General features: G+C 63.5%; 26 protein-coding genes and 1 pseudogene. 12 read left to right on the top strand and 15 right to left on the bottom strand.

Annotated elements, in window-relative coordinates:
• Positions 1 to 142: 142 nt before the first annotated feature.
• Positions 143 to 460: a DUF6496 domain-containing protein gene (locus tag IVB32_RS04605; RefSeq protein WP_018456194.1), complete on the bottom strand. Its 318-nt coding sequence runs from the start codon at positions 458 to 460 to the stop codon at positions 143 to 145.
• Positions 461 to 545: 85 nt separating this feature from the next.
• On the bottom strand, positions 546 to 740 hold the full coding sequence (locus tag IVB32_RS04600; RefSeq protein ID WP_018456195.1) for a DUF3072 domain-containing protein: 195 nt from the start codon (positions 738 to 740) through the stop codon (positions 546 to 548).
• Between the two features lie 115 nt (positions 741 to 855).
• Between IVB32_RS04600 and IVB32_RS04595 the strand changes: the two genes are divergently transcribed.
• Together IVB32_RS04595 and IVB32_RS04590 are read left to right on the top strand one after the other, a co-directional pair.
• A complete protein-coding gene (locus tag IVB32_RS04595; RefSeq protein WP_018456196.1) occupies positions 856 to 1,077 on the top strand; it encodes a hypothetical protein in 222 nt (73 codons plus the stop codon).
• A gap of 15 nt (positions 1,078 to 1,092) precedes the next feature.
• Entirely contained in the window at positions 1,093 to 1,305 is a 213-nt protein-coding gene (locus tag IVB32_RS04590) for a hypothetical protein (protein ID WP_018456197.1), read from the top strand.
• Positions 1,306 to 1,435: 130 nt separating this feature from the next.
• On the opposite strand, the gene IVB32_RS04585 is transcribed toward IVB32_RS04590, so the two are convergent.
• Both IVB32_RS04585 and IVB32_RS04580 read right to left on the bottom strand, forming a co-directional pair.
• Positions 1,436 to 1,684 (bottom strand): hypothetical protein, encoded by a 249-nt coding sequence (locus IVB32_RS04585; protein WP_247369257.1) that lies wholly within the window; start codon positions 1,682 to 1,684, stop codon positions 1,436 to 1,438.
• Positions 1,685 to 1,778: 94 nt separating this feature from the next.
• On the bottom strand, positions 1,779 to 2,036 hold the full coding sequence (locus IVB32_RS04580; RefSeq protein ID WP_018456199.1) for a hypothetical protein: 258 nt from the start codon (positions 2,034 to 2,036) through the stop codon (positions 1,779 to 1,781).
• 138 nt (positions 2,037 to 2,174) lie between these two features.
• Here IVB32_RS04580 and IVB32_RS04575 point away from each other — a divergent pair, with 138 nt between their 5' ends.
• A complete protein-coding gene (locus IVB32_RS04575; protein ID WP_018456200.1) occupies positions 2,175 to 2,396 on the top strand; it encodes a hypothetical protein in 222 nt (73 codons plus the stop codon).
• Here the strand turns inward: IVB32_RS04575 and IVB32_RS04570 are convergent.
• Together IVB32_RS04570 and IVB32_RS04565 are read right to left on the bottom strand one after the other, a co-directional pair.
• Complete coding sequence (locus IVB32_RS04570; RefSeq protein ID WP_085352570.1) at positions 2,393 to 3,883, bottom strand: HWE histidine kinase domain-containing protein; 1,491 nt, start codon at positions 3,881 to 3,883, stop codon at positions 2,393 to 2,395. The genes IVB32_RS04575 and IVB32_RS04570 overlap by 4 nt on opposite strands.
• A gap of 13 nt (positions 3,884 to 3,896) precedes the next feature.
• Positions 3,897 to 10,184: a HAMP domain-containing protein gene (locus IVB32_RS04565; RefSeq protein ID WP_247409914.1), complete on the bottom strand. Its 6,288-nt coding sequence runs from the start codon at positions 10,182 to 10,184 to the stop codon at positions 3,897 to 3,899.
• Positions 10,185 to 10,465: 281 nt separating this feature from the next.
• Between IVB32_RS04565 and IVB32_RS04560 the strand changes: the two genes are divergently transcribed.
• The gene (locus IVB32_RS04560) at positions 10,466 to 10,762 is read left to right on the top strand and encodes a hypothetical protein (protein ID WP_085352568.1); all 297 of its coding nucleotides are present in this window, start codon (positions 10,466 to 10,468) and stop codon (positions 10,760 to 10,762) included.
• A gap of 4 nt (positions 10,763 to 10,766) precedes the next feature.
• Here the strand turns inward: IVB32_RS04560 and IVB32_RS04555 are convergent, their stop codons facing one another.
• On the bottom strand, positions 10,767 to 11,279 hold the full coding sequence (locus IVB32_RS04555) for a DUF4142 domain-containing protein (protein WP_085352567.1): 513 nt from the start codon (positions 11,277 to 11,279) through the stop codon (positions 10,767 to 10,769).
• A gap of 97 nt (positions 11,280 to 11,376) precedes the next feature.
• Between IVB32_RS04555 and IVB32_RS04550 the strand changes: the two genes are divergently transcribed.
• The gene (locus IVB32_RS04550) at positions 11,377 to 11,571 is read left to right on the top strand and encodes a hypothetical protein (protein ID WP_026233106.1); all 195 of its coding nucleotides are present in this window, start codon (positions 11,377 to 11,379) and stop codon (positions 11,569 to 11,571) included.
• Positions 11,572 to 11,886: 315 nt separating this feature from the next.
• Positions 11,887 to 12,093 carry a hypothetical protein gene (locus IVB32_RS04545; protein WP_007594775.1) on the top strand — a complete coding sequence of 69 codons (207 nt, stop codon included), beginning with the start codon at positions 11,887 to 11,889 and terminating at the stop codon, positions 12,091 to 12,093.
• 137 nt (positions 12,094 to 12,230) lie between these two features.
• Here IVB32_RS04545 and IVB32_RS04540 read toward each other — a convergent pair whose 3' ends face one another.
• Positions 12,231 to 12,479, bottom strand: a complete 249-nt coding sequence (locus tag IVB32_RS04540) for a hypothetical protein (protein ID WP_018456205.1) — start codon at positions 12,477 to 12,479, stop codon at positions 12,231 to 12,233.
• A 176-nt stretch (positions 12,480 to 12,655) separates the two neighbouring features.
• Here IVB32_RS04540 and IVB32_RS04535 point away from each other — a divergent pair, with 176 nt between their 5' ends.
• Positions 12,656 to 12,823 carry a hypothetical protein gene (locus IVB32_RS04535; protein ID WP_162847273.1) on the top strand — a complete coding sequence of 56 codons (168 nt, stop codon included), beginning with the start codon at positions 12,656 to 12,658 and terminating at the stop codon, positions 12,821 to 12,823.
• Here the strand turns inward: IVB32_RS04535 and IVB32_RS04530 are convergent.
• From IVB32_RS04530 to IVB32_RS04500, 7 genes and pseudogenes are all read right to left on the bottom strand, one after another.
• Positions 12,820 to 13,308, bottom strand: a complete 489-nt coding sequence (locus IVB32_RS04530; RefSeq protein ID WP_247369254.1) for a DUF3147 family protein — start codon at positions 13,306 to 13,308, stop codon at positions 12,820 to 12,822. The two genes, IVB32_RS04535 and IVB32_RS04530, sit on opposite strands and share 4 nt — an antisense overlap.
• On the bottom strand, positions 13,308 to 13,655 hold the full coding sequence (locus IVB32_RS04525) for a DUF3147 family protein (protein WP_018456208.1): 348 nt from the start codon (positions 13,653 to 13,655) through the stop codon (positions 13,308 to 13,310). Before IVB32_RS04525 ends, IVB32_RS04530 begins: the two co-directional genes overlap by 1 nt.
• A complete protein-coding gene (locus IVB32_RS04520) occupies positions 13,652 to 14,236 on the bottom strand; it encodes a phosphatase PAP2 family protein (protein WP_247298602.1) in 585 nt (194 codons plus the stop codon). The genes IVB32_RS04525 and IVB32_RS04520 overlap by 4 nt, the downstream gene beginning before the upstream one ends.
• Before the next feature lie 134 nt (positions 14,237 to 14,370).
• A pseudogene (locus IVB32_RS04515) lies at positions 14,371 to 14,469 on the bottom strand (NAD(P)-dependent oxidoreductase); the annotation flags it as partial.
• Positions 14,470 to 14,657: 188 nt separating this feature from the next.
• Complete coding sequence (locus IVB32_RS04510; RefSeq protein WP_085352563.1) at positions 14,658 to 15,209, bottom strand: DUF4142 domain-containing protein; 552 nt, start codon at positions 15,207 to 15,209, stop codon at positions 14,658 to 14,660.
• Positions 15,210 to 15,296: 87 nt separating this feature from the next.
• Positions 15,297 to 15,524 (bottom strand): hypothetical protein, encoded by a 228-nt coding sequence (locus IVB32_RS04505; RefSeq protein WP_018456212.1) that lies wholly within the window; start codon positions 15,522 to 15,524, stop codon positions 15,297 to 15,299.
• A gap of 8 nt (positions 15,525 to 15,532) precedes the next feature.
• Positions 15,533 to 17,320: a thiamine pyrophosphate-requiring protein gene (locus IVB32_RS04500; protein ID WP_247369252.1), complete on the bottom strand. Its 1,788-nt coding sequence runs from the start codon at positions 17,318 to 17,320 to the stop codon at positions 15,533 to 15,535.
• A 156-nt stretch (positions 17,321 to 17,476) separates the two neighbouring features.
• Between IVB32_RS04500 and IVB32_RS04495 the strand changes: the two genes are divergently transcribed.
• From IVB32_RS04495 to IVB32_RS04475, 5 genes are all read left to right on the top strand, one after another.
• A complete protein-coding gene (locus IVB32_RS04495) occupies positions 17,477 to 17,851 on the top strand; it encodes a PRC-barrel domain-containing protein (protein ID WP_007594753.1) in 375 nt (124 codons plus the stop codon).
• A 24-nt stretch (positions 17,852 to 17,875) separates the two neighbouring features.
• Entirely contained in the window at positions 17,876 to 18,034 is a 159-nt protein-coding gene (locus tag IVB32_RS04490) for a hypothetical protein (protein WP_007594751.1), read from the top strand.
• A 199-nt stretch (positions 18,035 to 18,233) separates the two neighbouring features.
• Positions 18,234 to 19,388, top strand: a complete 1,155-nt coding sequence (locus tag IVB32_RS04485) for an HlyD family secretion protein (RefSeq protein WP_247369249.1) — start codon at positions 18,234 to 18,236, stop codon at positions 19,386 to 19,388.
• The gene (locus tag IVB32_RS04480; protein WP_204513881.1) at positions 19,385 to 21,004 is read left to right on the top strand and encodes a DHA2 family efflux MFS transporter permease subunit; all 1,620 of its coding nucleotides are present in this window, start codon (positions 19,385 to 19,387) and stop codon (positions 21,002 to 21,004) included. The genes IVB32_RS04485 and IVB32_RS04480 overlap by 4 nt, the downstream gene beginning before the upstream one ends.
• 105 nt (positions 21,005 to 21,109) lie before the next feature.
• On the top strand, positions 21,110 to 22,111 hold the full coding sequence (locus IVB32_RS04475; RefSeq protein ID WP_085361362.1) for a nitronate monooxygenase family protein: 1,002 nt from the start codon (positions 21,110 to 21,112) through the stop codon (positions 22,109 to 22,111).
• The last annotated feature ends 238 nt before the right edge of the window (positions 22,112 to 22,349 follow it).

Here is a 22,349-nt window from a genome sequence, read left to right as displayed (position 1 = left end):
CGACGGCGAGTGGGTCGAGGTACCGGACGAAGCCGTGATCACCGAGCCGAACCGGGCCGGCCGCACCATGGTGTGGCCGGTGAAGACCGCGTTCGGCGTTTCGATCCGCTGCTTCATGCCGGGCAGCATGATCTGACTGAGGTCAGCGCGACCGTTTGGAGGATTTGCGCTTCGACGTCTTCTTCGAACTCTTTCTCGAAGTCTTCTTGGATGTTTTCCGAGATGTCTTCTTTGACGTCTTCTTGGACGTCTTTCGTTTCGCGGCCTTCTTCGGGACCTTCTTGCCCTTCTTGCGCGCTTTCGACAGGCCGATCGCGATTGCCTGCTTGCGGCTCTTCACGCGTCCGCCTCGACCGCCCGGTCCGCTTTTCGCGGTCCCCTTCTTGTAGCGCTTCATCTCGCCTTCGACATCGCTGCCGGAGCTGCGCGAGTAGCGGCGCTTCTTTGCCTTGCGTGCCATGCATGTTCTCCCTTGGCCTGGGAAAACAATCCGGGACAGGCATGGTTCCGAAAGCGCAAGCAACGTTCCGGATGGGCGACCTAGCCTAGAACGAATCCGCCAGCTCGATCTCCGCTTCCAGCACCTGAATGCGCCGTGCTGCCTCGCTGGAGGACAGATCCCGCGCGTATTGCGCGGGCTGATACGCCTCTTCGCTCAGCCGTTTCAGCCGGAGGCCCTGCGCCCGCGTCATCTGCTCGGTGAGGAAAGACTTGGCATCGTATTTACCTTGAACCTGCATGTCGCTTCTCCCTTCTGAAATCGTGACTTGACTATATGTTCTTATTTTGTTCTAACAAGTCATGGACAACAAAATTAATGAAATTCGACGTAAAATCAGCGCCTTGAGGCTGGAAATGGCCGATGTCGAGGCGGCCGTACGCGAGCTTGTCGAGCGCGATCGGGACTGCACGGAGAAGGCCCTGGCGCAGATGGATCTGCGCCGGAAAATCAATCTGCTGATCGGCGAATGGAAGGCTGCAGGTGGCGGCGATGTCCTGCCGAATGTCCGCGATAGGATGCGCCTTCGTTCCGCGAAGACATCAGGTAGTCCTCTGCGCGTGATCGCGCGCCGCTGAGAGCCTTGGGAGCGCATGGTGGAGGAAGACCCGGATGCATACCGGATTCTAAAGCTGCGCGCCGAGATTCTCGAACTGGGCTCTGCCATCCGGCAGCTGCAACGCGAGGGGCTCGACGACGCCGCGGCCCAGCTCTTGATCGCGCGCAAGCGCGCACGACTCGACCATCTGGTGAAGTCAGATCCTGCAGGCGTTCATCCTGACATCCTGGGCAGCCATCGTAGCTGAAGCCTACGCGCAACGCGAGGTGCGGGGCTCGTCGATACCGCATGTTGACGAAGCGGCCCGAGAGAAGTCTGTTCGAATACCAAAGCAAGAGGCCCCGCGATCGCGGGGCCTTCGTGTTTTCGACGAACGCCTACTTGGTGTTGCTCATGCCGGCTTTGTTGTTCGTCATGGTGCCGCCCTGGTCGGAGCCGGGGCCGGAGCCGCCCTGACCGGAGGGATCAGCACCCTTGGAGGACTTGGTGTTGGCGCCCGTGGTGGTCTGCGACGATGACATCGATGATCTGTGTTTTGCCTTGTGCGACTTGGCCTGCACGGCGAACGGTGCAGCGGCGAGGCCGGTTGCCAACATCACGGCAAGAGCGAGCTTGGTGGTCTTCATCTGCGGGAACTCCCTGAGTTGAATTGACGCAGGCAGCCAACTGCCATTCGTCGCAGGAGTTCCGAACAAAGAATTCCGGTAAAGCACGCATAGTTCAAGATTGCTTGTCCTCGGCCAGGATGAAAACGACGCCGGTCAGTGTCGCGCCGATCGCGAACGTCGTCACCAAGGTGAGGGCGAAAACGACAACGGCCTGCCTTCCGCCGTGACTCAGCAAATTGGCGACGCCGGGATTGGACAGCACGAGCAAGAGGCTGAAAGCGAGTCCTAAGGCTGCGCCCATCATCGCGTGCGTCATCAGCTTGACGAGCCCGCTGGGAGAGATCAGGTCAGACGACTTCTTCGCGCGCATGGAACTCTATCCCAATCTCGCATGCAACGCCTGCGACACGCGCCGGTTCCACCCGCATGAAGGAATTGTCATCGTCCGCTTCATCCGACGTTCATGCCGGGTGGGCGAGAATGACCGCGCAACACGGGAACATTCGATATGGGTAAGGTGGTCTTTCTCTATCGCTCTCTGGCTTATCGTAATGCCGCTGCGGACATCCTCCGCAAAGCGCGCAAGCTGCCCCGCGGCGCGGAGCGAAGCGCGGCGTGCCGCTATGCCAAGGCTCTGCGCGATCTCGCCCAAACAGAAGCCTGGCTCGAAGGACGGGTCGCGCGCGAGCCGCAAACGACGCAGCGCAGGAAGAGTGCGGCCTCCGGTTAGCCGGAAGCGCGTTGCAATTCGGCGGAGCTGGCGGCTTCGAAGTTGCCGGGCGCGGTCGTCGCGGCAGTCTTGCGGACCAACGGCACCTCGAGCCGGCACAGCAGACCCTCGGCGCGCCAATCGAATCGCGCCTGCCCGCCGAGCTGGGACTCGACGCTCGCAAGCAGGCTCCGCGTACCAAAGCCGCGGGATTTCGGCGTCATGACGAGCGGGCCGCCGGATTCCTCCCAGGTCAGCGTGAGCAGCTCGTCCTCGACCTGCCAGCCGATTGCGAGCCGTCCCGTCCGCGTCGAGAGCGCGCCATATTTCGCCGAGTTGGTGAAAAGCTCATGCAGCGCCAGCGCCAGCGTCTGGGCGGTTGCCGGCAGCAACTGAACTTCCGACCCCGCCAATTTGATCTGGCCGCCGAGGGAATAGGGCGCAAGCTCCTCGTCAATCAGCTTCGAGAGTTCGGCGCCCTGCCAGCTCGATAGCGACAGGATCGTGTGCACGCGCGCCAGTGCATTGATGCGTCCCTCGACGGCGCTGACATAGGCTTTGACCTCGTCGGCGCGGGTGAGGCGCACGATCGATTGCGCCAGCGCCAGCGCATTCTTGGCGCGATGATCGACTTCCCGCGCCAGGAGAGTCTGCCGTTCCTCGGCGCGCTTGCGTTCGGTGATGTCCACCGTCACGCCGCTGACGCGCATGACCCGACCGCTATCGTCAACCGTGGCGGCGGCCGTGCCGACACACCAGCGCACATCGCCGTCGGGCCGCACGATGCGGAACTCCGTTTCATAGGAGCGCGTGCCCTTGTTGAATTCGGCGATCGCCTTGCGCAACTGATCGACGTCATCCGGATGCAACAGCGCCTGAACGTTGGCCGGATTCACCTCGAAGCTCTCCGGGCCAACACCAAAGATGCGGTATTGGCCCTCGTCCCACATCCAGTCGCCGGTGATCCAGTCCCAGTCCCAGGAGCCCATCTTGCCGGCGGCGATCGCCATGCTGCGCCGCTCTTCGCTCTCGCGCAGCTTTGCTGTGGAATTCTCAAGCTCGGCGGTGCGTGCACGCACGCGGTCCTCGAGGTCCTGATTCAGCCGTTCGAGCTCGCGCGTCTTGCGATAGAGCTCTGCAAACACCTTGACCTTGGCGCGCAGCACCTCCGGCACGACCGGCACCGGGACGTAGTCGACGGCGCCCATCTCGTAGCCGCGCAGGCGGTCGATGTCGCTGACTTGAATGGCCGAGATGAAGATCATCGCGGTCTTCTGGAAGCGCGGGTGCTCGCGGATCATCGCGGCGAGCTCGAAGCCGTCGAGCTCGGGCATGCAGACGTCGACCAGGATCACCGCGATCTCGGTCTTGAGCAGCACCTCCAGAGCCTCGCGACCGGACGAGGCGATCACGAGGTTCTGGCCGAGATCCTTCAGGATCACCTCATAGGCGAGCAGCTTGGCCGGCTGGTCGTCGACGAGGAGGATGTTGACCTTTTCGTGGTCCATACGGGCATCCAACTCAGCGGTGCAGCCACATGCGGATTGCAAGCAGCAATTGATCGGTGTTGACGGGTTTGGCGAGATAGTCGGACGCGCCGGCCTCGAGGCATTTCTCGCGGTCGCCCTTCATGGCCTTGGCCGTCAACGCTATGATCGGAAGACGGGCGAAGGTGGGGTTTTCACGAATGACGCCGATGGTCTGATAGCCATCCATCTGCGGCATCATGATGTCCATCAGCACGATGGCGATCTCCGGGTTGGATTCGACCAGGGCCACCGCCTCGTTGCCGGTCGTGGCCGTCAGCACCTTCATGCCGCGCCGCTCCAGCACGCTCGACAGCGCAAAGATGTTGCGGGCGTCGTCGTCGACGAGCAGGGCGGTCTTGCCGATCAGGTCTTCGTCGGAACTGTTCAGCTTCTCGAGCATGCGCTGCTTCTCGATCGGCAACTCCGTGATCACGCGGTGCAGGAACAGCGCGGTCTCGTCGAGCAGGCGCTCCGGCGATTCCACGCCCTTGACCACGATGCTCCGCGCCATGGTGTGGAGCTCCGCATCTTCCTCGGCCGACAGCTCGCGGCCGGTGAAGACGACCACCGGAACGTTCGAGAGCGCCTCGTCATTGCGGATCTGGTCCAGCACCTCGAAGCCGGTCATGTCGGGCAGGCGCAGGTCGAGCACGACGCAATCACAGGGGTTCTCACGCAGCATCGAGAGCGCGTCGGCACCGGTGCCGGTCGTCACGATCTCGATGTCGTCGTGATGCAGGAGCTCGCGGATCGAGAGCTGCTCGGCCTCGTTGTCCTCGACGATGAGCAGCCGCTTGCGCCGCGGTCGCGCATATTCCTTGATCTGGGTCAGCGCGGCCGAGACACCCTCGGTCGTCGTCGGCTTGTTGACGAAGGAGAAGGCGCCGCGCGCCAGCGCATGCTGGCGGTCCTCGTCGAGCGTGATGATCTGCACGGGGATGTGGCGGGTCAGCGGATTGTGCTTGAGCTGGCTCAACACGGTCCAGCCGAGCATATCCGGCAGGAATACGTCGAGCGAGACAGCCCTCGGCTGGTACTGCTTTGCAAGCTCCAGCGCCTCCGCGCCGCGGGCCGCGACCAGCACCTTGAATCCCTTGTCGCGGGCGAGGTCGACCAACACGCGCGCGTAGTGCGGGTCGTCCTCGACGATCAGGAGGATGCTATCGCCGGGTTCGAGGTTGAGCCGGTCGTCGGGAAGCTGCTCGATCACGCGCTGCGGTTCGGCTGTCGCGGGCTGCAGCGCCGGCGGCTGGCTCTGTTGGGGCGTTGCGCGGGGCGCGAGCGTCGGGCCGGAATATTTCAGCGGCAGGTAAAGCGTGAAGCACGAGCCCTTGCCCGGCAAGCTGCGCAGGTGGATCTCGCCGCCGAGCAGGCTTGCGAGTTCGCGGCTGATCGCAAGGCCGAGGCCGGTACCGCCATATTTGCGACTGGTGCCGGCATCCGCTTGCTGGAACGCCTCGAAGATCAGCTTCTGCTTCTCCAGCGGAATGCCGATGCCGGTATCGGACACTTCGAATGCGATCACGGCCGGCGCCGAGTTCAGCACGGGATGATCCGTGCCCCAGCCGCCGACCGCGGCGGCGACCTTCAGGCGCACTTCGCCCTCGGCGGTGAACTTGAAGGCGTTGGAGAGCAGGTTCTTCAAAACCTGCTGCAGGCGCTTGGAATCGGTGACGAGGCTGCGCGCAAGATTCGGATCGACGTCGATCTTGAACGACAAATTGCGGTTCTCCGCCTCGTGACGGAACGGCCGCCCGACCGTCTCGAGCAGATTCGCGGTCAGGATTTCCTCGGCGTCGACCGTCACCGTACCGGACTCGATCTTGGAGAGATCGAGAATGTCGCTGATGAGATTGAGCAGGTCGGTGCCGGCGCCATGGATGGTGCGGGCGAATTCGACCTGCTTGCCGGTAAGATTGCCGTCCGGATTGTCGGTGAGCTGCTGGCCGAGGATCAGGATCGAGTTCAGCGGCGTGCGCAGCTCGTGGCTCATATTGGCGAGGAATTCGGACTTGTACTTCGAAGTCAGCGCGAGCTCGGTTGCCTTTTCCTCCAGTGCGCGGCGAGCCTGCTCGATCTCCTGGTTCTTGCGCTCGACTTCGACGTTGCGCTCGGCGAGCTGCTGCGCCTTCTGTTCGAGCTGGTCGTTGGTCTGCTGCAATTCGCGCTGCTGGGTCTGGAGCTCGCCGGCGAGCTGCTGCGACTGCTTGAGCAGGCCTTCGGTCTGCATCGTCGCCTCGATCGAGTTGAGCACGATGCCGATCGAGTCCGTGAGCTGCTCCAGGAAGGTCATCTGCGAGGTCGTGAAGGAGGTGAGCGAGGCGAGCTCGATGACCGCCTTGACCTGGCCTTCGAACAGCACCGGCAGCACCACGAGGTTCTTCGGCGCTACGCGAAGCAGCGCCGAATTGATCGGCACCACGTCAGGCGGAATGTCCGCGATCACGCGTGGGCGCCGGTCGAGCGCGCATTGGCCGATCAGGCCGTCGCCGAATGGCAGCACGCGCGGATACGGATAGACGCCGTCGCCGGCATAGGAGGCAAGCAGCAGGAGCCGCGGATTCTCTTCATTCTCGACCTGGTAGATCACGCCGGTATGCGCGTTCACCAGCGGCGACAATTCGGTCAGCAGCAGGCGACCGACGGTGGTGAGGTCGCGCTGGCCCTGAAGCATGTTGGTGAATTTCGCCAGATTGGTCTTCAGCCAATCCTGCTCGGTGTTCACGTCCGTCGTGAGACGGAGGTTCGTGATCATCGTGTTGATGTTGTCTTTCAGCTCTGCGACCTCGCCGCGGGCGTCGACCTGGATCGACCGCGTCAGGTCGCCCTTGGTCACGGCGGTCGCCACTTCCGCAATCGCGCGCACCTGCGAGGTGAGGTTGGCTGCCAGCAAATTGACGTTGCCGGTGAGGTCCTTCCAGGTGCCCGCGGCGCCGGGCACGTCGGCCTGACCACCGAGCCTGCCCTCGACGCCGACCTCGCGCGCCACCGACGTCACCTGGTCGGCGAAAGTCGCGAGCGTCTCGGTCATGTTGTTGATGGTGTCGGCGAGCGCCGCGACCTCGCCTTTCGATTTCACGGTGAGGTTCTGCTTGAGATCGCCGTTGGCGACCGCGGTCACCACCTTGACGATGCCGCGGACCTGCTCGGTCAGGTTCGCCGCCATGAAGTTGACCGTGTCGGTGAGATCCTTCCAGGTGCCGGCGACGCCGGGCACCTGGGCCTGGCCACCGAGTTCGCCTTCGGTGCCGACCTCGCGGGCAACGCGCGTCACTTCGCCGGCGAAGGCATTGAGCTGGTCCACCATGGTGTTGATGGTGTTCTTGAGCTCGAGAATTTCGCCCTTCACGTCGACGGTGATCTTGCGCGACAGGTCGCCGCGCGCGACGGCGGTGGTGACTTCGGCGATGTTGCGGACCTGGGTGGTGAGGTTCGCGGCCAGCAGGTTGACGTTGTCGGTGAGGTCCTTCCAGGTGCCGCCGACGCCGGGCACGACGGCCTGGCCGCCGAGCCGGCCCTCGGTGCCGACCTCGCGCGCGACGCGCGTCACTTCCGCGGCGAAGGAGCGGAGCTGCTCGACCATGGTGTTCAAGGTGTCCTTGAGCAGCAGAATCTCGCCACGCACGTCCACCGTGATCTTCTTTGAGAGGTCGCCGCCGGCGATCGCGGTCGCGACCTCGGCGATGTTGCGGACCTGAGCCGTGAGGTTCGAGGCCATGAAGTTGACGTTGTCGGTGAGATCCTTCCAGGTGCCGGCAACGCCGGGCACCTCGGCCTGGCCGCCGAGCTTGCCTTCGGTGCCGACTTCGCGCGCGACGCGCGTCACTTCACCGGCAAAGCCGTTGAGCTGGTCCACCATGGTGTTGATGGTATTCTTCAGCTCCAAAATCTCGCCACGGACGTCGACGGTGATCTTGCGCGAGAGGTCGCCGCGCGCCACGGCAGTGGTGACTTCGGCGATATTGCGGACCTGGGCGGTGAGGTTGCCCGCCATCGAGTTGACGCTGTCGGTGAGGTCTTTCCAGGTGCCGGCGACGCCGGGCACGTTGGCCTGGCCGCCGAGCCGACCTTCAGTGCCGACCTCGCGCGCCACGCGCGTCACCTCGCCCGCGAAGCGGTTGAGCTGGTCGACCATCGTGTTCAGCGTGTCCTTGAGCTGAAGGATCTCGCCGCGCACGTCCACGGTGATCTTGCGCGACAAGTCGCCGCCGGCGATCGCGGTCGCAACTTCGGCGATGTTGCGGACCTGGGCGGTGAGGTTGCCCGCCATCGAGTTGACGCTGTCGGTGAGGTCCTTCCAGGTGCCGGCGACGCCGGGGACTTCGGCCTGGCCGCCGAGCTTGCCTTCGGTGCCGACTTCGCGCGCGACGCGCGTGACTTCGCCGGCGAAGGCGTTGAGCTGGTCCACCATGGTGTTGAGCGTTTCCTTCAGCTGAAGGATTTCGCCTGACACGTTGACGGTAATCTTCTTCGACAAATCGCCCTTGGCCACCGCGGTCGCGACTTCGGCGATGTTGCGGACCTGGCCGGTCAGGTTCGAGGCCATCGAGTTGACGCTGTCGGTGAGATCCTTCCAGGTGCCGGCGACGCCGCGCACCTGGGCCTGGCCGCCGAGTTTGCCTTCGGTGCCGACCTCGCGGGCAACGCGCGTGACTTCGCCGGCAAAGGCGTTGAGCTGGTCCACCATGGTGTTGATGGTGTCTTTCAGCTCGAGGATCTCGCCGCGGACATCGACGGTGATCTTTTTCGACAAATCGCCGCCCGCGACCGCGGTCGTCACCTCGGCGATGTTACGGACCTGCGCGGTGAGGTTCGAGGCCATCGAGTTGACGCTCTCGGTCAAGTCCTTCCAGGTGCCGGCGACGCCGAGCACGTTGGCCTGGCCGCCGAGCCGGCCCTCGGTGCCGACCTCGCGCGCGACGCGCGTGACTTCGCCGGCGAAGGCGTTGAGCTGGTCGACCATCGTGTTGAGCGTTTCCTTCAACTGAAGGATTTCGCCCGAGACGTTCACCGTGATCTTCTTGGAGAGGTCGCCGCTCGCGATGGCGGTGGCAACGTCGGCGATGTTGCGGACCTGCGCGGTGAGGTTCGACGCCATGAAGTTGACGTTGTCGGTGAGGTCCTTCCAGGTACCGGCGACGCCCGGCACCTGGGCCTGGCCGCCGAGCTTGCCTTCGGTGCCGACCTCGCGCGCGACGCGCGTCACTTCCGAGGCGAACGAGTTGAGCTGGTCCACCATGGTGTTGATGGTGTCCTTCAGCTCCAGGATTTCGCCGCGCACGTCCACCGTGATCTTGCGCGACAGGTCGCCGCGGGCCACGGCGGTGGTGACGTTGGCGATGTTGCGCACCTGTGCGGTGAGATTGCCGCACATCGCGTTGACGCTGTCGGTGAGATCCTTCCAGGTGCCGGCGACGCCTGGCACGATGGCTTGGCCGCCAAGCTTGCCGTCGGTGCCGACCTCGCGCGCCACGCGCGTCACTTCCGACGCAAAGGAGCGGAGCTGGTCCACCATCGTGTTGATGGCTTCTTTGAGCTGAAGGATTTCGCCGCGGACGTCGACCGTGATCTTCTTCGAGAGGTCGCCGTTCGCAACTGCGATCGTCACCTCGGCGATGTTGCGAACCTGGTTGGTCAGGTTGTTCGCCATCGAGTTGACGCTCTCGGTCAGATCCTTCCAGACGCCGGTCACCTCAGGCACCTGGGCCTGGCCGCCGAGCTTGCCTTCGGTGCCGACCTCGCGCGCCACGCGCGTCACCTCGGAGGTGAACACGCCGAGCTGCTTGATCATGGTGTTGACGATGGTCGCCGACTGCAGGAATTCGCCGCGCAGGGGGCGTCCATCGACGTCGAGCTTGACGGTCTGGAGCAGGTCGCCCTGCGCCACGGCTGCGACCGCGCGCGTCACCTCGCGCGTCGGCCACAGCAAATCGTCGATCAGCGTATTGACCGAGCCTTCCATGTCGGCCCAGGAGCCGGAGGCCAGCCCAAACTTCACGCGCTGGCGGGTCTTGCCCTCGCGGCCCACCACCTGGCCGACCAGTTCGAGCTGCTGCGCCATGCGCTGATTGGCGGCGATGATGTCGTTGAAAGTGTCGGCGAGCTTGCCGTCGATGCCGAGATAGTCGCCGCTCATGCGCACGGAGAAATCGCCGTTGCGCATGGCCTGCAGGGCGAGCAGCAATTCTGCCCGGGAATCGGGCTCCGACATGCCGTTGGCTTTTGGCTTTGGAACGCGACGACCGGAACGTGATGCAGATCCGGGATCGAGGTCGCTCATAATTTGTCCCCCGCAGGCGTCAGCCGATTCCCAGGCAAGACGCGGATTATCAAAATAGAGCGTCAGCCAAATTCGAAATCAAGCGCCAACGTTACGGCGCCAGGACGTGGAACCTGCTTTGCTCAGCCCGATTAACACAATAGCGATACCTCGGAATGGTTCCATTGGGTTCCTGATTTCTGCCGAGGGAAGACACCTTGGGGGCCCGTTCGGGCCTCGGTCATCGCTTCTGGAACGGACCGCTGGTCCTGCTGTTAGCCTCGAATACAGGGAGAGCGCACATGAAAGCAGGATTTGCCGTGATCGGCACCGTGATGTTGTTGGCTGGATCGGCGTTCGCACAAGGCGGCGCGCCCAGCGGCCGTGGTGCGGTGACCGGCGACCCCGCCGCAAGCTCCGCCACCCCACGCGCGGACACACCAACTACGGGTGCGTCGACCCGGTCCAATCCCAGCGGTAGCGGCACCTCGACTTCGGGCGGCAAGGATGACAATGGGGATGCCGGCCGGGACCGGATGCCGGAGAGCGACCGCACCGTGCGGCCGGAGAGCCAGCAAAGTCATCCGAACAATAAATAAACGGCTACTTGTCTGCCATGGTGCGCTCGGCGTCTTTGACCTGTGAGCGCAACAGTGGGAGCTGCTCGCGCGCGAATGTTGCAAGCGCGGCATTGTCGGGCGCCTTCAGATAGCGCTCGAGCAGGTCGATCACCGATTCATACTCGGGAATCTGCGCGGCATAGAAGCTTCTGACGAAAGTCGGTCCGTCCGAAGTTTCGGGCTCGACCAGGCTCGCGCTCGCCGAGGTCGTCTTGGCGACGCGCGGTTCGGTGCCGATCGTCTCCTGAATCTGTTTCAGGGCCTTGTCGCGCCGGGCTGCTTCTTCGGCGCGCAGGGCGGCGAGGTTCTTGACCTCGGCATTGCCCTTCAGGTCGGTGCTCTCCAGCAAGCCCTGCTGAAAGCGGCTGAAAGTGTAGAGGTCGCTGATGGTCTCGGTTGCGGTCGGCGTGCGGCCGGTCGGCCGTCGCTCTCCGGTGCTGTCGGCAAGCGGTGCAGTGCTGATGAACGCCAAAACCATCGCGAGAAGAATCCGCATGGACGTCCAATGGCGGACGGCGGTCGAAAGTTCCGCAGATGTTACGATCCGGTAAAGGGCGGTTGCGACGCGTCGGTTCCGTCCCCAATTCATGTTGATGAAACAGTCCGAGATCTTCAGGGATAACGCCGACAACTGCCTCCAGCTCGCCGAGAGGGCCGAAGCACAGCCGGCACACAATCGTTTTCTGCGCATGGCGAATGCGTGGACGGCACTTGCCGACGAGCAGGATTGGCTCGACGGCGAGGTGCCGCCCGTTCCAACGCGCAGGCCTCAAAAGCAGGATGCGTAATTCTGTCGTGTTCGTGGATCTGCGTGTGAGACTGCGCACGGACAACAAGCAGGATCATTCGTAACAGTCGATCGCGTTGATTTCCTATTTCAGGAGGTTTTTGCAATGGCTCCACGTCTGGCTCTTCTTTCGCTCATCCTCGCCTTTGGCGTGTCGGTCGCGTTCGCCGCCGTGACGACAGTGCGGCAGGTGCATCACGAAAATGCATCGACCCCGGTGCACTCAGCGCACAGTTAGCAGTCTGATCTCGCGGGTCGGAACCTTCGACGCTCCGGCGCGTAAGCGCTTCGAGACAGCAAAGAGGCGAGAGCTATCATGGCCCATTCCGACCAAGGCATCATCAGAGATCAGCGCGGTGAACAGCAGCCGCGGGACAAGCAGCGTGCGCAGACCGTGCACAAGTCGGAGCCAAAGGGCTCGCCCTCTCGTGAGGCCACGCGCGATCCCAAGCTGAACGACAACAGCAAGACGCCCGGTTCCGGCATGGCGCCCGATGATTCCGGCGACGCGCCGAGCGGCTAATTCCTTCAGGAACGAATTCGCACGCGAAGAGTCGAGGGATTGCTTCCGGTTGTCATGCCCCCGGTGATCCGGAAGTAATCTCCAAGGACGGCCCTGGCACCCCGTGCCGGGGCCGTTTGCTTGAGCATCAGGCTGGACTAATCCTCGGAGCCGCGCTCGGGATGCGGTTGCGTATGGCCGTCCGGGCCGCGCCCGAAAACTCCGAACCTGCTCGATTTGACATTCGCCCCTGCATCGACTGCGGCGGTGGCCAGTCCGAGCTTCAGGAGCTCGCGCACGGCCGCGGCTCGCGTCGGCATGCGATGTTTGAACCGGAAGTCGTCCACCGCGGCCAGTTCTTCCGGTGACAGCATGACCTGGAGCCGCTCGGCGCGAAGGTCGTTCATGATCAATCACCCAAAATGAGCAAGTTGAGTAGTTTACTCAACGAACTCATTCGGCCGCGGTTCCACAAGATGCGGCTATGACGCCAAGTTAGCAAGAAAATATAATGAAATCAATAACTTATGTGATGCAAGGATCCTTTGACAGGTGTATACTCCCGGCAAATGGGAGAGACGTCATGACGAACGAAGTCAGATTGCCCCGCACACATGTCGAAGAGAGCGAAGCACCCAGACCGGTGCGCCCCAGCCACCAGAAGGTCATCGAGCAGGTCGAGCGCTGGGCCAACAGCCCGGGCCTTCAACCGCCGAGATTGCAGCCGTCAATGCATGCCAAAGCGGGCTAACGCTTCGTAAGGGGAGAACCCTTTGCTGATGGCGAATGGGCTGACCGGGGCGGTTTGCGGGAGACGATGCGCAGCTTGCGCCTGAGCCCCCAGGCCAATACCGAAACCACGGCCCAAGCTATCAACGCGGCGGCGAAAGCGCCCGGAACGCTTGCGGCCACGGTAACATGAAAGACGGCGGCGAATGCCAGGAGACCGATGCTTCCCCAGGCGGCGCCAGCCGCGTCGAGCCCGGCGGCCTCTTGTCCGCGGCGCGTGCCGCTGAGGCCGGCCTTCTCCTTGGTGCGGCGTTCATGGCTTTCGACCAGCGTTGCGCTCGCGCAGAAGATGGCGGGAAGCGCAAGGAAAAGTCCGCCGACGGAAACACCGAAGCGCGCTCCCAGAACCCCCGTGAGCACGGTCGCCAGGCCACCGAGCAGGAAACGAATGCCGTATTCGTACCAGCGCGTCTGCTTCAGCGCGGAGAGCGACAGCTTGACCGGCATCAGGCCGCACCTCCAAAGCCGGCGAGCAGGCCGAAGGCGACCGCAAGCCACACGATACCAGCAAGGACGGTCGCCGGCAGCGCGGACACACAGTATCTGATCAGCAGATGGCAGACGACGACGCTGTAGCAGCCGAGCGCGACCGCGCCATAGATCATCGTCCAGCTTTCTGCCGCGGCATATTGCGGGCCGTGCTGGACGACGGCGATGCCGAGCGTCGCCAGTGCAACTGACGGTGCTGCGCCGAGCAACCCCGCAAAGCTTTTGGGTTTGAGCATATCGCCCAAGATCGCAAAAGCGGAGACGATGATGCCACCGGCGATGAAGCGCACGACATATTCGGTCATGGCCGTTTCCGCCAAGTGAGCTGCTTGCGCAACGATTGCGTCAGTGTCCATGGCCGCAAGAGTCTCTCTACAGCCGCGCCCAGCGCAAAGCCTGCGACGACGTCGCTTGCCCAATGCGCGAGTACCGCAATCCGTGTCAGCGAAAGTGCGACCGCAATCGCACGCACCAACCGACGCGGCGTTTTCGGCAGCAGGCCCGCCGCCGAGGCAAGTGCGCCCATATGGACCGCGTGACCGGACGGGAAGGCGTCGCGCGCCTGTCCTGAGATGGGTACTCCATGTCGGTGTCCGCGTATGGTCAGCCGGTCTGGCCTGGTCTGATCGAATATGGATTTCAGGACATGCGGGAGGACGGCAGTCGCCAGCGACACGGCCACAACGTGATTTGCAACGGGGCGCTGTTGGGGCTGCCAAATATGAGTGTAGAGCCACCCTGCCGCGGCCAGCGCGAGCAGCACGTGCTCGTCGGCAGCCCAGGTCAATGTCTGCGCCGTGTGCTCGATGCCTGAATTGGTGTGATCAGCGATCGTATCCGCGATCGCGGTGTCGATCCGGCTAGGTTTAACCTCTACTAATGCCATCGGTCTGCAAGCGTGATGTCCTTCATGACAGTTTTGTAAAGCCCGGAGACAAAGAAGGTTCCTGGGCTCTGCTTCGTGGCATAAGTCTGCCGCGCCGACTACGGCTGTCCCGATCCACCAGCGGACCCATACACCTAGCCGGTCGCATTGCTCGCGTCGGCCGCGGCACGCTGCACATAAATCGAGGCCAGTTCGGCGGGCTGGCCGGAACGGCCGAGCGGCGTCATGCCTCCGCTGTCGAAGAGGCCAGCGAAGCAGCAGCGAGCGTTGCGCTCGCCGCTTGGACGACGTGCCGGCGGGATACTGAAGTCTTGTCGTGATGTGTCATGACGATCTCCGCGATCTTCGATCTCACTGCGCGGAGACAGGCATCGTTGCAAAACGAGAGGACGCCGGTAGGGCCGGCGTCCTCGTAAGATGTTTACTTGGTCTGACCGACGCTCGGCGCCTTGCCGAGCTCCTTGGCCATGTCGAGATGGTGCTTGAGCGCCGGCAGCGTCTTGCCGGCCCAATCCTTCAGGTCGGAATTGTCGCCGCCCTTGGCGTAACGCTCGAACAGCGAGACCGCGTCCTCATGGGCGCTGACCTGGTACGAATTGTAATCCGAACTGAAGTCCTTGCCATTCGCGCTCTTGAGCTTGTCGAGTTTGCTCTGATGCGAGCTGTCGAGTGCTGTCGGCAGGGTCGCCTGCACCTTGCCGCCGCTGACAAGGCCCTTAAGTTCGCTGCTGGTCTTGGTGTGGTCGGTCACCATCTGTTGCGCAAAGGTCTTCTCCTGCGCGTTGCCTTTCTGCTCGGCGAGCTTGCTCGACTCGATCTCGAACATATCGCTGATGGCGACTTCCTTGACGAAGTCGGCGGTGGCGGGCGCGACGCCGAGCGCCGAGTTGACGCCGGTTTTCTCGCCGAGCGACTGGGCGAGTGCGGGGCCTGCGAGCAGCACGCAAGCAGCTGCGATAATCATTCGTTTCATGGTCCGATCCCTCCGAATGGGCGCGCAGCCTCTCGCCGCGCGGCGTTGCGCCCACCAACACGCCGCAGCGGCCGGAGTTCCTAACGGCTAATCGGTCGGTCTCCGCCCGCTCCGTGGGTTGATGGGATCCGTCGGCTTGCGCCGAAGCCGTTCGGGCAGAAACGGCTCGCTCGGCGTGGCGGTGGCCTCGGCACGCACGTCTGCATGGCGTTGGGCCCGCTCGTGCGGCGTCCGGTTGTCGTTGATCTGCCGCTTCACGTCGAGGCCATCCACGGGATCGTTGACGCCGTGCTGGATATCGCGGAAATCGCTCATGCTTCACCTCATGCACTTCCAGGCAGGATCTTTTCCAGCACCTGCCGCGCCGCCCCCTTGATCACTCCGCTCTCGTTGGGATCGCCCTTCAGCAGCGCAAGCGAGAAGTTCTTGGCCTGCTGCAAGGTGATGTGCGGCGGAAGCGGCGGCACTTCGGGATCGGTCTTCACCTCCAATACCACCGGCATGTCGCTCGCCAGCGCCTGCTCCCAGGCCGAGCCCAGCAGCCGCGGGCTGTCGACATAGATGCCGGAGAGGCCGACCAGTTCGGCAAAGCGCGAATAGGACACGTTTGGTATGCGCTGCGACGCCTCGAATTTCGGATCGCCGTTGATGACGCGCTGCTCCCAGGTCACCTGGTTGAGATCTTCATTGTTGAAGACGCAGACGATGAAGCGCGGATCCTTCCAGTCGCGCCAATACTTGGCGGCGGTGATCAGCTCCGCCATGTTGTTCATCTGCATCGCGCCGTCGCCGACGAGGGCGATCACCGGGCGGTCGGAATGGACGTATTTCGCGGCGAGCGCATAGGGCACCGCGGCACCCATCGAGGCGAGCCCGCCTGAGAGCGAGGCCGTCATGCCGCGGCGCATCTTCAGGTCGCGCGCGAACCAGTTGGCGCAGGAGCCGGAATCGCTGGTGACGATGGCGCGGTCGGGCAGGCGCGGAGACAGCTCCCAGGCGACGAGCTGCGGATTGACCGGTGCTGCGGGCTGATGTGCCCGATCATCGAGCGTCTTCCACCATTTCGCGACGTCGTCCTGGATACCCTGGCGCCAGGCGCCATCGCTCTTGGGTTTCAGTCGCGGCAGCAGGGCGCGCAGCGTCTCGGCGGCATCGCCGACGAGGCCGACCTCCATGGGAAAGCGGATCGACATCATGCCGGCGTCGATGTCGATCTGCACGCCGCGCGCCGCGCCTTCCTTCGGCAGGAATTCGGCATAGGGAAAGGCGGAGCCGACCATCAGCAGCGTGTCGCATTCCATCATCATGTTGTAGCTGGGCTCGGTGCCGAGCAGGCCGATCGAGCCGGTGACCCAGGGGAGATCGTCGGGGAGCGCCGCCTTGCCGAGCAGCGCCTTGGCGCAGCCGGCGGACAAGCGGTCGGCGACCGCGATCACCTCCTCGGTGGCGTGGAGCGCGCCGGCGCCGATGAGCATCGCGACCTTCTTGCCGGCATTGAGCACCTCGGCGGCACGGTCGAGGTCAGCGTCACGAGGCTTGATGCTTGGAGCGCTATAGCCAATGCCGGAGTGCAGAGTGCCGTGAGCGCGCGGCGGGTCCTCGTAGGGCTCCTCCTGGATATCGTTGGGCAGGATGATCACCGTTGGCGTCCGCCGGGCCAGCGCGATCCGGATCGATCGATCGATCAGATGCCGGATCTGCGCCGGCGAGGAGGCCTGCATGACGTAGGCGCCAGCCACATCCTTGAACATCGAGACGAGATCGAGTTCCTGCTGATATTGCCCGCCCAGCGCATTGCGTGCCTGCTGGCCGACGATCGCGAGCACGGGCTGGTGATCCAGCAGGGCATCGTAGAGCCCGGTGATCAGATGCGAGGCGCCGGGGCCCGAAGTTGCGATACAGACCCCGAGTTGGCCAGAGAACTTCGCATAGGCGCTCGCCATGAAAGCGGCCATCTCCTCATGCCGGGTCTGAACAAAGCCGATCTTGCCCTCAGCAAGCTGAAGGGCTCCGAACACGCCGTTGATGCCATCGCCAGGATAGCCAAAGAGGTGGCGCACGCCCCATTGATGCAGACGTTGAACGATGAAGTCGGAGACGGTCTGGGACATCAAGGCGGCCCTTCGTTTTCCGGTATTTGGTTTCCGGGATTTGAAGTTGAGAGAACCGCCCGTTTCCGGCGATGTTCCTCAAGTCTGACGGAACATGCCGGAACGATCGCGCACCTCTTCGGGTTGTCTCCACAACTGGCTGAGTGGAGAATTGAGATGTTGAATCAGGGTGAACTGGACCAAAACGAGATGGGTCGGTTGATCGGCAGCGACAAGGTCGAGGGAACATCGGTCTACGGTGCCGATCGCAACAAAATCGGCTCGATCGAACGCGTGATGATCGACAAGATCAGCGGCAAGGTGTCCTACGCCGTGCTCGGCTTCGGCGGATTTCTGGGCCTCGGCAACGACCACTATCCGCTGCCGTGGCAGTCGCTGAAATACGACACGGAGCTCGGCGGTTACGTCACCGGCATCACCACCAAGGAACTGGAAGGCGCGCCCAAATACGGCGAACGGAGTGATTGGAACTGGGGTGATGACGCCGCGGTTCGCGGGATCAACTCCTATTACGGTGTCCCCTTCGCGTAAGCGTTTCCACCGAAAGGAAGCTCGATGAGCAAGGAACGGCCTAACGACGATCCCCGGCAGCAGAGCGACTGGGGTTCGCACAAGCAGACGGACAAGCCCTGGAAGGGCACTCCGGAAAAGGAGCAGGGATCGGACGAGGTGAAACCCGATCTCGAGAAATGGCACGCGACGAAGACGCACTGAGACCGGGTACGCTTCCCATGAGATATCGAGGCGGGCGCGGCACCCAGTGTGCCGCGCTCGCTTTTTGGGCAGGCGTTCACGAACGCGATGGTGCTCGCAACAAGCGGAACCATGATCAGGAGTTGCAGTTGGGCTCGCGGCGCGTGTGCCGGCCTTGGCGGCTCTGCCGCCAGTTTGATCCCCGAGAAAGGTGTTCACCGTGGATGCTCAAACACGGGAGCGTGGACCGTCCGCGGAGCAGCCGCAGAGGGCGAAGGAAGCTCCGAAGATATCTCCTGATCAGGCCCGTGACGCCACGGACTCGAAGCCGGCCAAGGCGCCGTCGCTGCGAGAGCGGATTCGCGAGCATTGGTTGCTAGCAAGCGTTGGCACCATCGTCTTGCTCGCGGCCCTTATCGGCGGAGTGCTCTATTGGCTCCAGGTGCGCCACTATGAATCCACCGACGATGCCTTCGTCGCCGCGCGCAGCTTTTCCGTGGCCTCCAAGGTTGGCGGCTACGTGACCGACATACCCGTGACGGACAACCAGCATGTCAAAGCCGGGGACCTTCTCGCCAAGATCGACGAGCGCGACTATCGCATCGCCATCGATCAGGCCAATGCGCAGGTCGCGGTCGCCAGGGCGAACATCGCCAATGTCGAGGCGCAGATCGTCTCCCAGCAGGAGCAGATCAAGCAGGCGGAGGCGCAGCTCGAACAGGCCCAGGCCCAGCTTCAGTTCTCGCAGGAGGAATTCGCGCGCGCCCAGGATCTGGTCGAGAAGGGCGCCGGCACCGTGCAGCGCCAGCAGCAGACCCGCTCCGATCTTCAGGCGCAGCAGGCCAACACGGAACGCGCGAAGACCGCTGTGACGGCCGCGCAGGTCGGCATCAAGACGCTGCAGGCGCAGCTCGAGGGCGCCCGGGCGCAGCTCCAGCAGTCGCAGGCGCAGCTCGATCAGGCCAAGCTGAACCTGCAATATACCAGCGTGGTTGCGGCGCAGTCCGGCCGCGTCGTCAAGCTCAGCGGCGCCAAGGGCACTTTCGTGACAGCCGGACAGAGCCTGATGATGTTCGTGCCTGACGAGGTCTGGATCGTCGCCAACTACAAGGAGACGCAGCTCAACGACATGCGGCCGGGTCAGCCGGTCGAGATCCGCATCGATGCCTATCCCGCGCGCAAGCTCACCGGCCATGTCGAGTCCGTGCAGCCGGGCTCCGGCACCGCGTTCAGCCTGTTGCCGGCGGAGAACGCCACCGGAAATTACGTCAAGGTGGTGCAGCGCGTGCCGGTGAAGATCGTGGTCGACAGCTGGCCGGCCGATCTGCCCGTTGGTCCCGGCATGTCGGTCGTGCCCTGGACCAGGGTGCGATGACCGACACGGCGCAGGGCAGTGCATCCGCGGGCGGCTGGTCGCCGGAGCGCTCGGCGGCGGGCGGTCATAATCCCTATCTCATCGCGTTCGTCGTCTCGATCGCGACCTTCATGGAGGTGCTCGACACCACCATTGCCAACGTTGCCTTGCGCCACATCGCCGGTGGGCTTGCCGTCGGCATCGACGAGAGCACCTACGTCATCACCAGCTATCTCGTCGCCAACGCCATCGTGCTGTCGATCTCGGGCTGGCTGTCGACCGTGATCGGCCGCAAGCGCTTCTACATGATCTGCGTTGCGATCTTCACGGTCTCCTCGCTTTTGTGCGGCTTCGCCTGGAATCTGCAGGCGCTGGTGCTGTTCCGAATCCTTCAGGGCCTTGGTGGCGGCGGCATGGCGACCAGCGAGCAGGCGATCCTCGCCGACTCCTTCCCGCCGCACAAGCGCGGCCAGGCGTTCGCGATCTATGGCGTCGCGGTCGTGGTCGCGCCCGTGGTCGGTCCGACGCTCGGCGGCTGGATCACCGACACCTACACCTGGCACTGGGTGTTCCTGATCAACGTCCCCATGGGATTGCTGTCGCTGTTCCTGGTCGGCACGCTGGTCAAGGAGCCCTCGGGCGCGGAGGAGGAGAGGGAGAAGCTGCTGAGCAAGGGCCTGCGCGTCGACTATGTCGGCTTCCTGCTGGTCGCGATCGGGCTCGGCTCGCTCGAATACGTGCTGGACGAGGGCCAGCGCAACGACTGGTTCGGCTCGAACATGATCGTGTTCTTCGCGGTACTTTCGGCCATGTCACTGCTCGCGCTGATCCCGTGGGAGCTGACGCGGGAGGATCCCATCGTCGATCTCCGCCTGCTGGGCCGTCGCCAGTTCGCCGCCTGCTTCCTGGTCATGCTTGCGACCGGCGCGGTGCTGATCTCGACGACACAGCTTTTGCCGCAACTGCTCCAGAGCGATTTGAACTACACCGCCATGCTGGCCGGTCTCGCTTTGTCGCCCGGCGGCGTCGCGACCCTGGTGCTGATGCCAGTGGTCGGCCGCCTCGTCAGCAGCGTGCAGCCGAAATATCTCATCATGTTCGGTGCCGCCATCGTCGCCTTCTCGATGTGGCATCTCACGGGCCTTACCGGCGATATCACCTACGGCTATGCCGCGATGTCGCGGATCTTCCTCGCGCTCGGTCTTCCTTTCCTGTTCCTGCCGGTCACGACCGCGTCCTATGACGGTGTGCCGCCCGACAAGACCAACCAGGCGTCGGCGCTGATCAACGTCGCCCGCAATATCGGCGGCTCCATGGGCGTCGCGCTGGCGCAAACAATTCTGGCGCAGCGCCAGCAATTCCACCAGAGCCGCCTGATCGAGCACGCCGCGCCATCGGACCTCGGCTATCAGCAGACCATCGAGACGATGACCCGCTTCTTCCAAGCTCAGGGCTCGAACGCGAGTGATGCAGCCTCGCAGGCGGTCGCCTGGGTTGGGCGCACCTTGCAGCAGCAGGTCGATTTGCTCGCTTATATCGACGTGTTCTGGACGCTCGCGATCATCGCGGTGCTGATGATCCCGACCGCCGCGGTGCTGCGCCCGATCAAGCTGGGCGCTCCCGCGCGGGGGCATTGAGCAATGGCCGTTCTGAGAGAAATGGCGAGAGAGAAAGGATGACCGCGGCGCAAAAGTCCGGCTAGACTGGCGCGAACGTCAAGCAAAGCCCGGGAGGTAATTTAAGTGAAGACCGCGATCACCGAACTGTTCGGCATCGAGCACCCCATCATCCAGGGCGGCATGCATTTCGTCGGCTTTGCCGAGCTGGCGGCTGCCGTCTCCAATGCCGGCGGACTCGGCATCATCACCGGTCTCACGCAGAAGACGCCGGAGCTGCTGGCAAAAGAGATCGCACGCTGCCGCGATATGACCGACAAGCCGTTCGGCGTGAACCTCACTTTCCTGCCGACCTTCGCCGCGCCGCCTTATCCGGAATACATCGCCGCCATCGTCGAAGGCGGCATCAAGTCCGTGGAGACCGCCGGCCGCAGCCCGGAAGCCTACATGCCGGCGCTGAAGGCTGCCGGGATCAAGGTCATCCACAAATGCACCTCGGTGCGCCACTCCCTGAAGGCCGAGCGCATCGGATGCGACGCCGTCAGCGTCGACGGCTTCGAGTGCGGCGGCCATCCCGGCGAGGACGACATTCCCAACATGATTCTGCTGCCGCGCGCGGCGGAGGAATTGAAGATTCCGTTCGTCGCGTCCGGCGGCATGGCCGACGGCCGCAGCCTCGTCGCGGCGCTGTCGCTGGGGGCGGCCGGCATGAACATGGGCACGCGCTTCATCGCCACCAGCGAAGCGCCGGTGCATCAGAACGTCAAGAACGCGCTGGTCGCCGCGACCGAGCTCGACACCCGCCTCATCATGCGGAGCCTGCGCAACACCGAGCGCGTGCTGAAGAACGCCAATGTCGACCGCCTGCTCGAGATTGAACGCGAGAAGGGCGACAAGCTGAAGATCGACGACATCCACGACCAGGTCGCGGGCGTCTATCCCAGGATCATGCTGGACGGGCAGATGGACGCCGGCGCCTGGAGCTGCGGAATGGTCGCAGGCCTCATCCACGACATCCCCACCTGCAAGGAACTCGTCGACAGGATCATGGCTGAGGCGGAAACCATCATCCGTACCCGTCTAATGGGGTTTCTTGAAGAGACGGGTGCACCGCGAAAGGTCGCCTGACACCGCCAAACTTCTTAACCACGGCGGCAGCTGACCGCTGGAATTGCGCGCGACGCCTCCTAAATAGAGGTAAATTACCTCTTAACAATCAATTTCAGGAGGCGTCCGTGATTCTGAAGAGCGCTCCTTTTGCAATGGCCGTTGCCCTCGTGCTCGCATGGGGCGGCGTTGCGCGCGCTGACGACTACAAGCCCGACGACTATCTCGGCCTCGATCTTTCGAAGGCGGTGTTGTCGCC

The sequence above is a fragment of the Bradyrhizobium sp. 23 genome, from assembly GCF_023073295.1.
GTDB lineage: Bacteria > Pseudomonadota > Alphaproteobacteria > Rhizobiales > Xanthobacteraceae > Bradyrhizobium > Bradyrhizobium canariense_D.
Note: the sequence above shows the minus strand (reverse complement) of the source record. Positions and strands in the feature narration are given on the sequence as shown.